A 16,712-nucleotide genomic window follows, 5' to 3' on the forward strand; every position below is an offset into this window, starting at 1 on the left:
TCTATCGTTTTTACAAAGCCATAAAGCAATCTTCCACACTTGGCTCGACCGGTTCAATAGCGACATCTGCATATCCTTTATCTTTCAAGAACTGCATCAAGGCATTCATCTCCCTGCCATCTTCCTTTAATGTCAGATGATGGGCATCGCCAAAGGCATAACAGGAATAGGTTCCCGGAAAAGAACGAAGGTCCGTCAGCAGCCTGAACATGGATGCCGACCGGACAGTCCACAGCTGCCTGCCGAAAGAGGCACGGATGCCTACCGGCGTATCGACGGACAAGCACTGGCCGGAACGCATCAAAGCAATGCGGTCGCAACGGGAAGCCTCATCCATATAAGGAGTGGAAACCATAATCGTAATGCCCTGCCTCTTCAAGCGGTCCAGCATATCCCAGAACTCCACCCGGGAAACCGGGTCGACACCCGTTGTCGGTTCATCCAGAAAAAGGACTTCGGGGCGGTGAATCAAAGCACAGCTCAATGCCAGCTTCTGTTTCATACCTCCGGACAATTTTCCTGCTTTCCGTTTTTTAAAAGGTTCTATCTGAACATAAATGTCGTGAACCAGGTCATAGTTGGCTTCTACCGTAGTATTAAACACGGTAGCAAAGAAATCCAGGTTCTCTTCGACCGTCAGGTCCTGATACAACGAGAAACGGCCGGGCATGTAACCGACCATCGTACGTATCTTTTTATAATCACGCACGACATCCAGACCACAGACGGTAGCCGTCCCTTTATCCGCCAGCAATAAAGTCGTCAGGATACGGAACAAAGTGGTCTTCCCTGCCCCGTCGGGACCAATCAGGCCGAACAATTCACCGGGACGTATATCCAGAGAAATATCCTGCAAAGCCTCTACCTGCCCGTAGTTCTTACCAACCGCCTCCATCTTAACTCCATTCATCCCCATTAATTTTCAATTCTCAATTTTCAATTACTCAAACACCGTTTCCCCATACTGTCCAATCTTGAGATAACCGTCGTTCTTAACAGCAATCTTGATGGCATAGACCAGATTGGCCCGTTCGTCCTTTGTCTGGATTCCTTTGGGAGTGAACTCCGATTTATCGGATATCCAGGTAATCGTTCCCGGATATTCGCGCCGGTCGTTTTCTCCATAATCGGCAAAGACACGGACTGTCTGGCCCTGTTTCAACGTCGAAAGCTGATCGGACGTGATATAGGCACGCAAGTAAAGCAAGTCGGTATCGGCTATTTTATACAGAGGCTTACCGGCGGCCGTCACTTCACCCGGCTCAGCATATTTGACAAGAACGGTTCCTGCCTGGGGATTTACGATACGGCTTTTCTGTAACTGGTCGTCCAGCTGCATAATCTGGTACAGGATACCTTCGGCTTCCGCATCGGCACCGCCTGTCGTCTTGTTTAGCGTAGAATACTGCGCATCCAATTGTTTCTGGAGGTATTTGATATTGTTGACGATGTCGTCCACCTGTTTCTGGTTGCCGGCTTTTGCCTTTACCAGATTCTCCATACGTTGTTGTTCCGTACGTGCGGTAGCAATCTGTTGCTCCAGGGCGGCTATTTGCTTGCGAATATCCGGTTTACGGATATCGACAGAGCGCAGACCGGCCGAGAGTTGCATTTTCTTCAAATATAATTGAGTGCTGTCGACATATCCTACAAGGGCGCCGGCATCCAGACGGTCGCCTTCTTCTATATTCAATTCCATAATCTTTCCGTTTGCTTCGGAAGATACGAGGATTTCCGTCGCTTCAAACGTGCCGGTAGCATCGAAGTCGCCGTCTCCCCTGTTACATGCAGCCAGACTTAATAAAGCGGTTGCTATTAATGTATAAGAATTCAATCGTTTCATATTCTTCTTCATGATTCTTTGTGATTATTCATTATTCGTTGTATACATATAATTATAGACGGCATTCAGATGCTGGATGCGATGGGCGGCAGCGGCTTGCTTCGCCAGATCTTCCGCATTGATTTCGCGGATAAGGTCGGTGACGGAGATAACGCCGTTTGCCAGCTTCACCTCCGCAGCATTTTTAATACTGGTACGCAGGCGGATTATTTCGTCATCCGCTTTCATCAGATCGGAGATTTTCTGTATTTCCGTATTTTGCTGCATCAGTTCCAATGAGGTATTAAACAGGAATGTCTCACGCTGCACCTCCACCTGCTGACGTGCCGTAGTCACTTTACGGCGGTCATTCTTCAAGGTGTACAATTTGCCCATATTCCAGGAAAGGCGTACTCCCGCTATATAAAACGGATTAAAGTCATCCTCCAGCATATTCAACCCCGGACGGCCATATCCGCCCTGTACAAATGCACCCAGACGAGGCATTAGACCACTTGTAATCTGTTTGTTTTGTACTTCCAGCAAATAGCTTTTTGCATCCAGCGCCCGCAATTCGGGACGGTTTATGTCTCCGGATAACGGATCGCCCGGTATGGAAGGAACAACCAATATCCTGTCTTTATCATAAGGCTTTCCTATCAGCGCACTCAGCATTCTGCCGAAGGCGACACGGGAGGCTTTCAGTTCGATTTCTTTCTGACGGGCATTCAAGAGTTCCACTTCCATACTCTCGCGGTCGGACTGGTTGGCCACACCATTATCCATCATCGCCGTTATCCGGTCGATATTAATCTGCAACTCTTTCTGGAGCAATGCGTTCTGACGGATCAGTTCTTCCTGAAGCAGACAACCGAAATAAAGTTGGTTTACCCGATCGTTCAATGTATAAAGGTCGCTTTCCAGCTGTTCGCGGTCGGCAGCAGCCTGTGCCTTTGTCAACTGCCGGGTGGAATGAATTGTTCCGCCATCCCAGATATTCTGATTCAGTTCGGCCACTACCTGATACTGGTCTTTACTTAATGTCGGAATCTCCAGCCCCGGAACGATCGACGAAAGTTTGTCCGCATCAAAAGGTAGTTTAGTTACATCACTCTGATAGGTTGCCTTTGCATTCACCGTCAGTTGGGGCAACCAGCCTTTTCCGGCATTCGAGAGATTGTATTGTTCCGTCTGCCCGATCAACCCGAACTGCCGTATCTGGGGATAATTGGCACGGGCCCATTCATAACATTGTGTCAATGTTATCTGCTCCTGCCCTTTTACGGCACCCGACAATAAGGGGAAGCATAAGAATAAAATTACACAAATCCGTTTCATAGGGGTATTTATTAATTCGATGTATTATCGTCCGGTGTCAGCAACCGGATCATTATATCAATAACGAAGGGAATCCGTTCCCGCAGAAATTCTTCATATTTCTCTGCATCGCCTCCCATAAAAACAGCCGTAAACGGATTACGTACCAGCATGGGGAAAACCAGCAGGCTTATCAAGGTAGTCGCCGCATAATATACCGGCAGTTTCTTCAATACACCTCTCTCCATCTCATCCTCCATCTGTTTACGCATTCGGATGATTGGTTCAACCCGTGCGGGATTCTTCAGTATGGAATGATAAATATGCTCCGGATCACGTTGTAGTTCATTTATAACAAACACAGGGAACAAAGGATTCCTCTGCAACGTTCTTACATATTGGTCGATAATCTTCGGCAGCTTCTCCAGGAAAGAGGTATTCTCTTCCATAATCGCTCCCAGGTTCGGAAGCAAGGCATCTATCAACTGGTCGAAGATCGCATCGAACAACATTTCTTTCGTACGATAATAATAATGTAGGGCCGTACGCCCGATACCTGCTTCGGCAGCCACGTCGCCCATCTTGGTCGCTTCATATCCTTTCCTGACAAAGACCTGTTTGGCCGCTTCCAGGATTCGGTTCTCCATTGTGATTACTTCTTCTGTACTCATTGTATATCTTGTTTTACCACATTTGTCATTACTGTCTGTCGAATATGTCTGACACTTTTGTTTGACAGATGTGTCAAAAGTAATGTAAAAAAATAAGGATGCAACTACTGCACCCTTATTTTAATATCTTTTATACAATGAAGAGAATATTCTTTTTAATCTTATTCCCCGTATTTCTTAGCCAGACCGCCTTCGGAAGTTTCTTTATACAAACTCGGCAGGTCATTACCCGTCTGCCGCATCACCTCTACCACCTGGTCGAAGCTCACACGATGTTTTCCGTCCGAGAAGTTCGAGAAAGTATTTGCATCCAGTGCACGCGCTGCGGCAAAAGCATTACGTTCGATACAAGGAATCTGAACTAAACCGCAAACTGGGTCGCAAGTCAACCCCAGGTGATGTTCCAACCCCATCTCGGCAGCATACTCAATCTGAGCAGGCGTTCCGCCGAACAACTGACTGGCAGCACCGGCAGCCATCGCACAGGCAACCCCTACTTCTCCCTGGCAGCCTACCTCCGCTCCGGAAACCGACGCATTGGTACGTACCACATTTCCGAACAATCCGGCCGTAGCCAATGCACGCAGGATACGGGAATCGCGGAATTCACGGGTATCTTTCAGATGATACAACACCGCCGGCATCACTCCGCAGGAGCCGCAGGTCGGAGCCGTCACAATCTTACCACCGCAGGCATTCTCTTCGGATACAGCTAACGCAAAAGCGTAAACCATACCACGACTTTTAATGCTGCTGCCATATCCTTTGGCACGAATCAGATAGTCGGATGCTTTCCGGCGTATGCCCAGACCGCCCGGCAGGATACCTTCTGCTTCCAGACCGCTCTGCACCGCCTTTTGCATCACGTCCCATACTTCCGCCAGGTAATCCCAGATTTCCGGTCCTTCGCATTGCTCCACATATTCCCAATAGGAATGTCCGGTCTTTTCGCACCAGGCTTGTATATCTTTAATCGTGCTCATCTCATAGACCTGTGCCGTTTTAAGTTCGTTAAAACTTTCGTTGGCAAGCGTACCGCCGCCAATACTGTACACAGTCCACGATTCCAGTTCTTCGTCGTTCTCATTGAACGATTCGAACAACATTCCGTTCGGATGGAACGGAAGAAATATCTTGGGTTCCCAGGTAATAGTCGTTTTAGCAACCGGCTGCAACACTTCCAAGATGGCAGCATCCGTCATGTGGCCTTTCCCGGTAGCAGCCAAACTACCATATAAAGTCACATTAAACCGCACGGCACCTCTGTTACGTTCCACGAACATCTGGGCAGCACGCATCGGCCCCATCGTGTGGCTACTCGACGGACCATGTCCGATCCGGTATATCTGCTTGATTGATTCCATTTCTCTTTCTCTCTAATTTTGTGTTTTCTATACTTTAAGAAATATATTACGTTTATAAAGCAGCCACAAAATTACATAAATAACCAATACGTTTGACAAGCTTATCAAAAAGGAATAATAATTACCCAGATATTGCTCCATCCCATAAAACAAAGACTGTCCCAGGCAACTGAAATTGATGACGTTCGCCAGCATATAGGCTACAATCGAGTTCATCCCGTACACTTTCAGCCAGGTTATATTCTTCTTATATCCTTTATAATCTATCAGATAATAAAACAATCCCATCAATAGGAAGCAATATCCGCTACTTACCAGCACCATAGAACTGGTCCATATCGTCTTGATAACCGGCATCTGCAATCCCCAAAGCCATCCGGCAGCCACCATAGCGGCTCCTGCTCCGAAATACAATTTCAGTTTATGGATATCACTGGTCTTATCCTTGGCAATATAGCCAGCAAACAAACCGGTCAACACCGTCACGCCAAAGTTCAGGGTACTCAAAATCCATGTATAATGATACCAGGGTGCAAAAACGACTTCACCGTCCACCACTTTCGCCCCATCCCGAAAACGTCCCAGCACCGTACGGTCTATCCATTCCGCCAAGTTTCCCTCGGGTGTGTAATTACCACCTCCATAACTGCCGACCGTAATGAACTGCATCGCCGCCCAGTAAACAAGCAACAAAGCCACCGCCACACCGATCTGCGTCCTCCGACTGGTATAAAGGAACAACACAGCCGTAATCAAATAACCAGCGGCAATCGACTGCAACGTATTCGAATATAAATAAATACGATCCGGATCAAATCCCAGCAGATTTCCCTGGCACATCATACCGAATATCCACAACAACAGGATGCGTTTTCCTAGACGCCGGAAAAGAGTCTTTTTGTCGGAAACACCTTTAAAACGTGACAAAGCAAACGGCATCGAAGTTCCCGACATAAAAAGGAACAACGGCATAATCAAATCCCAGGGAGAAAAACCTTCCCATTGTACATGATTAAAAGCCCACATGCAATCATTCAGCCATCCCACATCCGCAGCCCGTGCCAATGAATGTGCCAACGGTCCTAAAGCAACCAGAAAGAAAAGATCGAATCCTCGTAAAGCATCAAGCGACTCCAGCCGCTTGTAAGTAGTTTTTTCCATTTGTTATTATTTTAGACTTTTAAGAAAATACGTTGACGATACAAGAAATATAAGAATCCCCAGCACACGGCGATATAAGCAATCGCCCCCAGCAATGGCTGGGCTGTTTCCGGGAATAACCCGATGAAACCTCCGAAAATGGCATTTGCCGTAAAGGTAAAATTAATGAACACCTGTGCCAGGTAAATAGTGATTGAGTTCGTACCTATGACTGTAAAGAAAAGGGTCCACCCTCTGCACTCCTTCACATCGACAATATAATAGAAGACGGCAAACAGTATCGCCGAGATACCACCGACCGTACAAACAAACGAGCTTGTCCACAAATATTTATTAATCGGGAAAAACAATCCCCACAACAGACCTATCGCCAACAGGCAACCGCCAACAGCCAGCATATAAACAACCTTTTTCGTCTCCGTCAGTCCCTCTCTCCGCAGTTTAACAAACTCACCGGTGAACATTCCCAGCAAAGCGGTTCCGATGGCCGGCAAGGTAGATAAAATCCCTTCCGGATCATAATTGCCTCCATGCAAACGCCCCGGCAATAACAGACGGTCGATGTAGCAAGCCAGATTCCCTTCGCGGGTAAACAACTCCGCCCCGTTCCCGTCGGGTGCCGGAATAAATAACAGCAACCAGTAACCTATCAGGATGGCAGCAACGATCCATACCCGTGTGATCGTCCGCGTATTGACAAAAATCAGTGCACCGAACATCCATCCCAGACCGATACGCGCCAGTACGCTGGCATAACGCTGCGTCTCAAAATTCAGATTCAGCAACCCGTTATAAACAAATCCTAATACAACCAGTGTAATTCCCCGGCGGATAATCTTTTTATAAATAGCCGCTTCCGACATTCCCCGCTCCCGCTGCTTTTCCAATGAAAAAGGAAAAGAGATACCGGCAATAAACAAAAACAAAGGAAAAATTATATCTTCAAACGTAAACCCCGCCCCCCATTTAGCATGGCTCATTTGGGCAGCTATCGACTCAAAAAAAGGCGTCGGGACCAACGTCGCCAACGCAACAAAAAGGGAACCTCCCCCCATAATAAAGAACATATCAAATCCCCGCAATGCATCCAACGACAACAGCCGCTGGCTTTGTTTCTGTTTTTCCATGGTATTCAATTTAAAATCTTATAATTATTTATTTTCTTCTCTTAATGAAGCTTCTATCTCCTCTATTGAAGGTAATTGACTTTTAAAGTCGTCAGGTATCAATGTAGACAGCTGATATTCTGAAATGCCGATCGGCTGGCTACTCCCTTCCAAAGCATATTGAGCCATGATGCCCCCATGGTATTGAAAAAAAAATATCCCCAAATCGTCCACAAGTTGTGGACGATTTACATTGTCCTGATTATAAAACATATACCAGCGACGTACATATTTCAGATTGGTTGCCGAAAAGCCTTTCATATTAGGAAACTCCGACAATAATTCACGACTAAGGGTATGAAAGAATGCACTTCCATAAGTTGCAGACTCATAACGCAAAGTTATTTCACCTCCCAAACTCCAGTAAAGATGTAATAATTCGCTGTTTACCTTTACTGCCGCCTTGATCTGTGCCTGTCTGATTTGTACTTTCAAATCCTGTACCCATCGTTTAAAGTCAGAATCTATAACAATATTATTTTCCATGTATCTGATTAACCTGTCGTACGCAAATTTATACAATATACTCGGCATTTCGATTATTTTATTCAAATAAAAAGTATTTCACATAACTTTTTCACTAGTTTTGCAACCATTATGAAACAGCATTTGAAACCGATCATGTTCGTTGGCACTTGTTCCGATGCAGGAAAGAGTGTGATTAACGCAGCCTTCTGCCGTATCTTTAAGCAAGACGGATACCAACCTGCCCCTTTCAAGGCGCAGAATATGTCGTTGAACTCCTTCTCCACTCCCGAAGGTGGTGAGATGGGACGCGCCCAGGTAGTACAGGCCGAAGCATGCGGCATCGCTCCGCATACGGATATGAACCCGGTATTGCTGAAACCGACTAACGACAAGAGTTCGCAAGTCGTACTGAACGGTAAACCGGTCGGCAACATGTCCGCCAAAGACTATTTCGGCGTACAAAACCAGAAGGAAGCACTTTTCAGAGAGGCTATCGAGGCCTTCAACCGCCTGGAATCCCGCTATAACCCAATCGTACTGGAAGGCGCCGGAAGCATCTCCGAACTGAACCTGCGCGACCGCGATATCACCAACATGCGAATGGCGATACAGGCAAACGCCTCCACCTACCTGGTTGCCGATATCGACCGGGGCGGTGTATTCGGCTCGGTTTACGGTACTATCGCACTGCTCAAACCAGAAGAACGGGCACAGATGAAAGGTGTCATCATCAATAAATTCCGCGGAGACGCATCGCTGTTTGAAGAAGGACGGACGATACTGAAAGAGTTGACCGGCCTCCCCGTCGTTGGCGTTATCCCCTGGTTCCGTGACATCAAGATAGAAGAAGAAGATTCCGTCGCCCTGGATATGAAGACAAATACCTGGCAGGACGGCAAGATCAATGTCGCCATCATCCTGCTGAAACGTATGTCGAACTTTACCGACTTCGACGTCTTGGATATGGACCCGCGCTTCAATCCCTATTATACCAGCAACATCGATGAGATTGAGAAAGCGGACATCATCCTGCTGCCCGGCTCGAAGAACACGCTGGCCGACCTGCAAAGCATTCGTGCCAACGGCATAGCCGACACCATCGTCCGCGCCCATAAGAGAGGGAAAAAAGTGATCGGTATCTGCGGCGGTTACCAGATGATGGGTGCCCGCTTGGAAGATCCGGAAGGAATAGAAGGAAACCTGCCTGCCGTTCCGGGATTGGGACTGCTCCCCCAATGCACTGTTATCGAACAGGAGAAAGTCACCAAACAAAGCCGTTTCACTTTCCGCAACGGCTCCCCGATGGTCTGCAAAGGATACGAGATACATATGGGACAAACCTCTTTACTCGGCAACGCGCCCGAAAGTCCGGTTGCCCTGCTGGAAGACGGAAGGAAAGACGGCTACTACCTGAACGACCATTGCTGGGGAAGCTATATGCATGGCATTCTCGATAATCCCGAAGTACTTGATAATCTAGCTAAGGGTTTCAACAAAGAAGCCGACAATGCCCCGTTCGATTACGCTGCATTCAAAGAAGAACAGTATGACAAACTGGCCGACCTGGTAAGAAAACATGTGGATATGGAATATATTTACAGTACGCTGTAATCATCCCCACAACTCCCCGTTCGCCCGGATCAACAGTTTTACAGCCTCAAACTGATCTTTTTTCAGAGAAAAAGATTCATAGGCTCTGCAATAGTTCAGTGAATGTATATCTGTTCCGGTATAATCATAACAACCGTTTTTCAGTAATGAACCGGCTGTTTTTCGAGGAAGCGTTCCGTAAAAGCCTGCCAGGGAAAACAAATTAAGCTGAAATTTGCATCCGTGCTCTTTCAGCTTCATCAAATCTTCCATCTTCCAGAAACCATAGCGTTCCGGATGGGCAAAAACCGGTACAAAACCATTCAATTGGATATCGTACAATTTCTCAAACAGATCACCGGGAGCCTGCAAGCAGGAAACCTCGACCAATACATGCTTCCCGTCATACGACAACAACCCTTCTTCCATCCGCTCGTAGAAGCATTCATCCAGCATATATTCGGCTGCCAGATGAAGGTCTATATGTATATGTGCACAGTCTTCCCGAAATGTTTCAAACCGGTCCCGAAGGTAATCTTTCCGGTTCTTAGCCAAATCAGCCATTATATGCGGTGTCAGGAAAATACGTTCCACTCCCTGCCCTTCCAGAAAAGCCAACATGGCAAGACTGTCTTTCTCTGACGAAAACCCGTCATCCACCCCGGGCAGCAAATGAGTATGTACATCAGTCATCCCCGGCCACAAAAGTTTTTTCCGGGTAAATAAATTTGAAAGAAATGTGCTCATAATATACTTATATAACAATACCTGCAAAGGGAAAAGGGTCATTTCAACCGGTTCACCCGCGCCACATCATCCATTTTCACACAAACGGTTGCTCCCAGTTGCTCCAGGTAAAGCAGCAAATGATTCTTCTTTATCTTCTTTACCTTGCCGGATACATGCTTCATGGCCCCGGTAAGAATTTCCACTTCTTCACCCGCACAAAGCTCATGCTCGGCTGCCTGGCCCAGGAAATCCTCGATAGCGTCTATCTCCTTCTGGCGGACAATAGCCGGTTTACCGTTATAAAAGACGATACGGATAACGCCATATACCTGAAGCAGGTCACGCAACACTGTATCCGGACAGCGCACAAATATATAAGAACTGAATAACGGGACTTCAACTATTTTCACACGGTCGGACCACACACGCGGAGTCCGGTGTAAAGGTAAAAAGCATTCAACACCTAAAGCTGCAATACGTTCTTTTACCTGTTTTTCTGCCCGCGGGGCAGTATATAATACATTCCAATTGGTATTTAAAGGGGGTATCATTATCTTTTTTTTGTTTCGGGCACAAATATAGGACTATTTTTCGTATTATTGCAAAACTGTTTGCGAACACAAATTTAAATACCATGAATAGAAGAAGTTTTTTGCAAAAATCGGCCATTTCGGCTGCAGGACTTGGTTTGTCACCGCTGTTTGGAGGTACTTATCAGTCAGTTTACGGACAAACGGCAGCAAGCAACAAAGTGAAAGTCGCTCTGATCGGATGCCGCAGTATGGGTTTCTCCAACCTGAGTAAGTTTCTGGAATATCCGGAAGTGGAATGTGTCGCCCTCTGCGATATCGACGACGAATGGCTGAACAAACGGGCCGCCGATGTAGAAAAAAAGACCGGAAAAAAAGTTCCTCACCTGTATAAGGATTGGCGCCATGTCATCGACAACAAGGATATCGACGCTGTCATTATCGGTACCCCCGACCACTGGCACTGCCTGCCGACTATCTTCGCCTGCCAGGCTGGCAAAGACGTGTATGTCGAAAAACCGCTTTCCAACACCATCGAAGAATGCAACCTGATGGAAAAGGCTGCCCGCAAATATAACCGGGTCGTACAGGTAGGCCAATGGCAACGCAGCGATCCGCATTGGGACGAGGCTGCCAATTATCTGAAAGCGGGAAATATCGGCCGTATCCGTACCGTGAAAGTCTGGGCTTACCAGGACGGCAAACCGACTCTGCCTGTTGTTGCCGACAGTCCCGTCCCCGCCGGAGTGGATTACGACATGTGGCTCGGTCCGGCTCCGAAACGTCCGTTCAATATCTACCGCTTCCATTATAACTTCCGTTTCTTCTGGGATTATGCCGGTGGACTGATGTCCGACTGGGGCGTACACCTGCTGGATTATGCGCTCGAAGGCATGGGAGCCGATCTGCCCAGCCGCGTATTCTCCGGAGGCGGCAAGTTCGCCTATCCCGATGATGCGATGGAGACGCCCGATACATTGATGGCTACATACGCCTACAAAGATTTCAATATCATCTGGGATCATGCCTGCGGTATCAACCACGGTCCGTTCGACAAAAAAGAAGGTTTGGCCTTCTTCGGTGAAAACGGCACACTGGTACTCACCCGCGCCGGTTGGGAAGTCATCCCTGTCGTTGCCGGAAAAGAAGCACGCATGGAAGCTGTCCCCTTCAAAAAGGGAGAAGGCAAAGGCCTGTACAACCATGTCGGAAATTTCCTGAGTTGCATCAAAAGCCGCGAATTGCCCAAAGCAGATATCGCTATCGGTGCACGTGTAGCCAAGATGTCGCACCTGGCAAACATCTCCTGCCGCCTGCAACGGGAAGTGCGTTGGGACGATGCCAACAGCATGTTTATCGGTGATAATGAGGCAACAGCATTATCAAAGGCTTACTATCGCGCCCCGTGGGAATTACCCAAATTGTAAACGTAAAAATATAATTAGCAGGAAAACGCTGAACATCTTTTGATAATCAATTATTATATGTACTTTTGTTCCAGATACACGAACATATAAACTTGATATACCTAAATGAGCAGCGTTTATGCTAATTATTCGAGAGAAGACCTGATCCGTGAAATAGAAATACTGAAGGCACAAGGCACCTCTGTTAATGATGAAAAAATATACCAAAGTCGTTTTCTGAACAATGCTGTCGCATTAAGGAAAACATTCTCGGAAGTTTTATCATTGTTAATAACTCCAAGCCAAAAGGATATTATTGATCAGTCTCTACTGACCATATTGAGATTTTTTAATGTAGACAGGGTATACATCGGAAATTTCGATAATGACAAACCGACTTTCGACTTCACGCATGAAGTAACCAGCCAAGGTACGATTTCCATGCGTGAAGATCTTTTAGTTGGGTTGCCCAAAGCAGATTATGCCTGGTGGATAAAAACGATCAGGGAAGGAAAAGACATTATTATCAGAGATACTAATAATATGCCGGGAGAGGCCGCTGCCGAACAAAACATCCTAAAAGTTCAGGAAATACTCTCCCTGCTCGTTATTCCTATCTATTACAGAGGATATGCCAATGGTTTCATAGGACTCGATTGTGTAAAAAAACACAGGGACTGGGATGCTTTGGATGTCGAAAACCTGCGAATGCTCACCGATATTATCTCTATTGCTATCGAGCGCGAACTGGCGCATGGTATGGTAGAACACTCAATGAAACAGGTATTGAAAAGCGAAGCCAAATTTCAGATCATCTTCGACAGACTCCCGTGGGGTGTCGAATTATACGACGAAAACGGGTATCTGCTGGATATTAATAAAGCTGATCTTGAAATTTTCGGAGTAACACGCGAACAGGCAATCGGTCTCAATGCATTCGAAAACCCCAATATTCCGGAATGGGCAAGCGAGAAACTAAAAAAAGGGGAAGACGTAGCTTTCCTGCTGGATTATAATTTCAATAAAGCTGCTGAAAAAGGTTACTATACAAGTAAACTAGCCGATGAAGTTAAACATTTGAGGGTGAAAGGCGTTGTGCTGAAAGACCGGCAGGACGTGATACTCGGATTCTTTTATATAGTCTTCGATGATACCGAGAGTTATCATAAAACAGAAGAGATACAATACAGCCTGGCTAAACTAAAAGCGGCTGTCGATACAGGCGAATCCATTATTTGGGAATATGATGTGGCAACAGATAAGCTAAGTGCAGACTTCAGCCTGAATGATCAAATCGAAGAGAGTTCATTCCTGACTTATCTGAAAGAAGACAGATTCAGTTCCGTACGTGATTTTATAGAAACATTGCATCCCGATGACCGCCACAGGGTTTACAATAAACAATTCAAACGACTTGTCGACGGAGAAATCGGCAAATATATATCCGTATACCGCCGGGTATTCGACGGCAAGGTTTACTGGCTCAATTCAAATGTCCGCGCTTATAAATATTCAGTAGACGGGAAACCCAGTAAAATAGTAAGCTACACCTCTAACATCACCGAACAACGTGAGAAAGAACTGGAACTAATGAAAGTCAAGGAGGCAGATAAATTAAAGTCGGCATTCCTGGCAAACATGAGCCATGAGATACGTACTCCGTTGAATGCGATCGTCGGATTCTCGGACCTGGTAGCCGAAACGGACGATCCGGAGGAGCGACAGACTTATCTCGACATTATCCATACAAACAACGATCTGCTGCTTAACCTGATCGGTGACATTCTGGACTTCTCTAAAATAGAGGCGGGTATGTTGAAGTATAACATTGAAGAGGCCAACATCAAAGAATTGTGCATGGAGGTCTATCTGTCCGGATCGCTGAAGATAAAACCGGGAGTAAAATTACTTTTCGATAAAAACTCACCGACTGTAACCCTCAGGACAGACCCGCAACGTATCCTGCAGGTAATAGCCAATTTCGTCAATAATGCGATCAAATTCACAAGCGAAGGGAGTATTACAATCTTTTATGAGACGAAAGAAAATGAAGTGAAAGTCTGTGTGCGAGACACCGGAATCGGCATTTCGGAAGAAAACAGGCCCCGTGTTTTTGAACGTTTCATCAAGATCAATGACTTCCACCAGGGCACCGGCCTGGGATTAACAATCAGTAAAACGATCATCGAATATCTGGGAGGTACCATCGGAGTAGATTCTGTTCAGGGTAAAGGTTCTACGTTCTGGTTTACGTTGCCTTTGGATTATAAAGGGATTAGTTCGTAATAACTAAAAAACAGATCATTTTAAACTCCAGGGAAAACCGATCCGGTCAAGCAATTCCCTGCGTTCAGGAGAAAGTTCGCCTTTCTTCATACTTCTGCGTTGCACGAAACACCAACTGCCCAGCTTATTTTCACGGGCGGTTGGCCAGCGTTGATTCTCTGTATAAAAACGTTTCAGCATCTCATAATTCTCCTGCCATTTTTCATCGACTGTCCAGATAAAACCTTCGGCATCCATTTGTCTGATGCGAAGAGGCGATAGTACTCCCTGTTTACGGGATCTTCGTTGCGTATTACACCACGCTCCCAACCTACCCTCCTGGCTTTTGGGCCAGTGTTCATGTTTTCTATAGTAAGCAAGTACCTGTAGCCAGTTCTCCGTCCAGAGCGAATCCAGATCCTGTTCCCATCTGAATCCGATCGAATCGAGTAACCGGGTCCTTTCTTCAGACAAAAGTCCTTTCTTTCGTGCTTGTCGTTGGGTATTGCACCAGATATTCAGTTTGTTTTCGCCGCGTTTGGGACAACGGTGTTCTACAGCCATAAAAACCTTTAACTCTTCATAATACTGCATCCAACGACTGTCCTGTACCTCCCATTCAAAACCGATCCGGTCCAGCTGTGAGATATAATCTTCCGATAACGTTCCTTTCTTCCGGGCAATCCGCTGGGTGTTGCACCAGTTTCCCAGCTTCCCTTCGGCTGCCTGTGGCCAGCGTTCTTCACGCTCCTTATATTCGATCAGTCGTTCATACATCACCGGCCACGCATCCAGTTCCGCCAGCATATCATCTACACGGGCACGGATATCAGACAGGAATCCGGTTACTTCAAACTCCATAAAGCCTTTAAAGCTCTTTGGGGCACGGATCGCCGGATGATAAGCTAGTTCCCTTGACATAACCTCATAAACAGAACGCCCCGAAAGGTTATTGACGAAGTCAAGCACCACCGGATGACGGTCCGAACCGGCTTTCAGGCAGCGGCCCAGCTGTTGCAAAGCTACCACATACGATTCCGTACGTCGCAGGAACATGGCGGCATCCACTCCTTCCACATGCAACCCTTCGATCAACATGTTTATGGAGAAAAGGACATGCAGTTTTCCCGTTTCCCTACGAAAACGACGCAATGTCTTTTCATTCTCCCGGTTACTCAGCCCGTTATGAATCTCGAATGTTTCCGTTTCAAAGCCAGCCTGTCCGAGCCAGTTCGATACTTCGGGAACCATATGCTGAAGATCTTCCTTGTCTTTACAGAAGACAAGCATTTTCTTTACCTCTTTCGGAAGATAACGCCGGATCAGTTCCGATGCACTCAACGAGCCGCGAAAATCCAGTCGGGTAAAGTCTATCTTGTCCTGAATACGCTTACGCCTTTCAGATGTACAGTCGCTCCTGTTCAGCATACGCTGTACCTTATCCAGCTGGTTATTCAGATCGAATACGCTCTGCACCAGGACAGGGACAGGCAGTATCTTATAATACCAGGCCATAGACAAAGACAGTTCATGGAACAGGTTCCCCTTGAAATAGACCTCTACCGTATCGAGCATCTCTTCAGGACGTATCGGGGTTGCCGACATTCCCAGTACACGGGCCTCCGGATTGTTATATATTACTTCCTGTACAGCTTTTCCCCATACCTCGGCTCCGAAATGATGGAATTCGTCGATAATGATATGATTTGCTTTGAGTTCACCCACTGTTCCACGATTCAGGACTAATGCCTGGAAAGTCCGGTAGGTGACATGCGGCATTGTCCTGCCGATTGCTTTTTTGATCTCGGCGATAATCGTAACATTAGGAGCAATAACCAAAATATCATCTTCTGAATGATTGACGATATAACGGGCAATCAGGTAGGATTTTCCTGTACCGGTCGCCTGTACAACGGCTCCGATCCTGTTTGTTTTGAATCCCTCTTCAATTGCCCGGTAAGCTGCTTCATTATGCGAGAACAGTTCAATGTGTTTTCCTGTCTCCAAACTTCTCAGATAGCTATCATCCGAAACAGTCAGTCCGTGCAGTTCAAAGGAAAGTGCCTCTGGCAGATAACCGCCATGAGCCAGAATACGGAACTGGTTGCAGCCGGACATTTCCCCGATTCGCTGCATTTCAGTATACAACCTGTCTACTTCCGGCAAGCCGACAGGTTCCTTATTCCATACCTCTTTCACAATGAAAGTAACGGAGTCCTCCCT

The 16,712-nt window shown here is 46.6% G+C and carries 14 protein-coding genes; 3 read left to right on the plus strand and 11 right to left on the minus strand.

Translation table 11 applies throughout. The features are described from left to right. Positions 1–10: 10 nt before the first annotated feature. From HMPREF1535_RS20660 to HMPREF1535_RS20695, 8 genes are all read right to left on the minus strand, one after another. Positions 11–910, minus strand: a complete 900-nt coding sequence (locus HMPREF1535_RS20660; protein ID WP_046147657.1) for an ABC transporter ATP-binding protein — start codon at positions 908–910, stop codon at positions 11–13. Positions 911–940: 30 nt separating this feature from the next. Beyond that, positions 941–1,843 (minus strand): HlyD family secretion protein, encoded by a 903-nt coding sequence (locus HMPREF1535_RS20665; RefSeq protein WP_044214570.1) that lies wholly within the window; start codon positions 1,841–1,843, stop codon positions 941–943. A 24-nt stretch (positions 1,844–1,867) separates the two neighbouring features. Next, a complete protein-coding gene (locus tag HMPREF1535_RS20670; RefSeq protein WP_010802806.1) occupies positions 1,868–3,160 on the minus strand; it encodes a TolC family protein in 1,293 nt (430 codons plus the stop codon). Positions 3,161–3,171: 11 nt separating this feature from the next. Next, entirely contained in the window at positions 3,172–3,810 is a 639-nt protein-coding gene (locus tag HMPREF1535_RS20675) for a TetR/AcrR family transcriptional regulator (protein WP_007655952.1), read from the minus strand. A 161-nt stretch (positions 3,811–3,971) separates the two neighbouring features. After that, positions 3,972–5,174: an L-serine ammonia-lyase gene (locus HMPREF1535_RS20680; RefSeq protein ID WP_007655951.1), complete on the minus strand. Its 1,203-nt coding sequence runs from the start codon at positions 5,172–5,174 to the stop codon at positions 3,972–3,974. Between the two features lie 27 nt (positions 5,175–5,201). Continuing rightward, entirely contained in the window at positions 5,202–6,335 is a 1,134-nt protein-coding gene (locus HMPREF1535_RS20685) for an acyltransferase family protein (protein ID WP_046147339.1), read from the minus strand. Between the two features lie 11 nt (positions 6,336–6,346). Further along, the gene (locus HMPREF1535_RS20690; RefSeq protein ID WP_046147340.1) at positions 6,347–7,462 is read right to left on the minus strand and encodes an acyltransferase family protein; all 1,116 of its coding nucleotides are present in this window, start codon (positions 7,460–7,462) and stop codon (positions 6,347–6,349) included. 24 nt (positions 7,463–7,486) lie between these two features. Further along, positions 7,487–7,987 carry a DUF1016 N-terminal domain-containing protein gene (locus tag HMPREF1535_RS20695; RefSeq protein WP_235438427.1) on the minus strand — a complete coding sequence of 167 codons (501 nt, stop codon included), beginning with the start codon at positions 7,985–7,987 and terminating at the stop codon, positions 7,487–7,489. 111 nt (positions 7,988–8,098) lie between these two features. Between HMPREF1535_RS20695 and HMPREF1535_RS20700 the strand changes: the two genes are divergently transcribed. Beyond that, positions 8,099–9,580, plus strand: coding sequence for a cobyric acid synthase (locus tag HMPREF1535_RS20700; RefSeq protein ID WP_046147341.1), 1,482 nt, complete (start codon positions 8,099–8,101; stop codon positions 9,578–9,580). Here HMPREF1535_RS20700 and HMPREF1535_RS20705 read toward each other — a convergent pair whose 3' ends face one another. Then, complete coding sequence (locus tag HMPREF1535_RS20705) at positions 9,581–10,306, minus strand: tyrosine-protein phosphatase (protein ID WP_044214569.1); 726 nt, start codon at positions 10,304–10,306, stop codon at positions 9,581–9,583. A gap of 38 nt (positions 10,307–10,344) precedes the next feature. Continuing rightward, positions 10,345–10,839, minus strand: a complete 495-nt coding sequence (locus HMPREF1535_RS20710) for a UpxY family transcription antiterminator (RefSeq protein ID WP_007655929.1) — start codon at positions 10,837–10,839, stop codon at positions 10,345–10,347. 83 nt (positions 10,840–10,922) lie between these two features. Between HMPREF1535_RS20710 and HMPREF1535_RS20715 the strand changes: the two genes are divergently transcribed. Beyond that, positions 10,923–12,245: a Gfo/Idh/MocA family protein gene (locus HMPREF1535_RS20715; RefSeq protein ID WP_044214364.1), complete on the plus strand. Its 1,323-nt coding sequence runs from the start codon at positions 10,923–10,925 to the stop codon at positions 12,243–12,245. A gap of 105 nt (positions 12,246–12,350) precedes the next feature. Then, on the plus strand, positions 12,351–14,510 hold the full coding sequence (locus tag HMPREF1535_RS20720; RefSeq protein WP_046147342.1) for a sensor histidine kinase: 2,160 nt from the start codon (positions 12,351–12,353) through the stop codon (positions 14,508–14,510). A gap of 15 nt (positions 14,511–14,525) precedes the next feature. Here the strand turns inward: HMPREF1535_RS20720 and HMPREF1535_RS20725 are convergent. Further along, on the minus strand, positions 14,526–16,712 hold a 2,187-nt coding region (locus HMPREF1535_RS20725; RefSeq protein ID WP_052716762.1), incomplete at its 5' end, for a Helicase associated domain protein.

Origin of the sequence: Parabacteroides goldsteinii DSM 19448 = WAL 12034, assembly GCF_000969835.1 — a bacterium.
Lineage (GTDB): Bacteria > Bacteroidota > Bacteroidia > Bacteroidales > Tannerellaceae > Parabacteroides > Parabacteroides goldsteinii.

Excerpts from the sequence above, each read along its gene's own strand:
- HMPREF1535_RS20715 (WP_044214364.1), top strand. The coding sequence starts at position 10,923 with ATGAATAGAAGAAGTTTTTTGCAAAAATCGGCCATTTCGGCTGCAGGA.
- HMPREF1535_RS20665 (WP_044214570.1), bottom strand. The coding sequence starts at position 1,843 with ATGAAACGATTGAATTCTTATACATTAATAGCAACCGCTTTATTAAGT.
- HMPREF1535_RS20675 (WP_007655952.1), bottom strand. The coding sequence starts at position 3,810 with ATGAGTACAGAAGAAGTAATCACAATGGAGAACCGAATCCTGGAAGCG.
- HMPREF1535_RS20720 (WP_046147342.1), top strand. The coding sequence starts at position 12,351 with ATGAGCAGCGTTTATGCTAATTATTCGAGAGAAGACCTGATCCGTGAA.
- HMPREF1535_RS20700 (WP_046147341.1), top strand. The coding sequence starts at position 8,099 with ATGAAACAGCATTTGAAACCGATCATGTTCGTTGGCACTTGTTCCGAT.
- HMPREF1535_RS20705 (WP_044214569.1), bottom strand. The coding sequence starts at position 10,306 with ATGAGCACATTTCTTTCAAATTTATTTACCCGGAAAAAACTTTTGTGG.
- HMPREF1535_RS20710 (WP_007655929.1), bottom strand. The coding sequence starts at position 10,839 with ATGATACCCCCTTTAAATACCAATTGGAATGTATTATATACTGCCCCG.
- HMPREF1535_RS20660 (WP_046147657.1), bottom strand. The coding sequence starts at position 910 with ATGAATGGAGTTAAGATGGAGGCGGTTGGTAAGAACTACGGGCAGGTA.
- HMPREF1535_RS20695 (WP_235438427.1), bottom strand. The coding sequence starts at position 7,987 with ATGGAAAATAATATTGTTATAGATTCTGACTTTAAACGATGGGTACAG.
- HMPREF1535_RS20690 (WP_046147340.1), bottom strand. The coding sequence starts at position 7,462 with ATGGAAAAACAGAAACAAAGCCAGCGGCTGTTGTCGTTGGATGCATTG.
- HMPREF1535_RS20680 (WP_007655951.1), bottom strand. The coding sequence starts at position 5,174 with ATGGAATCAATCAAGCAGATATACCGGATCGGACATGGTCCGTCGAGT.
- HMPREF1535_RS20685 (WP_046147339.1), bottom strand. The coding sequence starts at position 6,335 with ATGGAAAAAACTACTTACAAGCGGCTGGAGTCGCTTGATGCTTTACGA.
- HMPREF1535_RS20670 (WP_010802806.1), bottom strand. The coding sequence starts at position 3,160 with ATGAAACGGATTTGTGTAATTTTATTCTTATGCTTCCCCTTATTGTCG.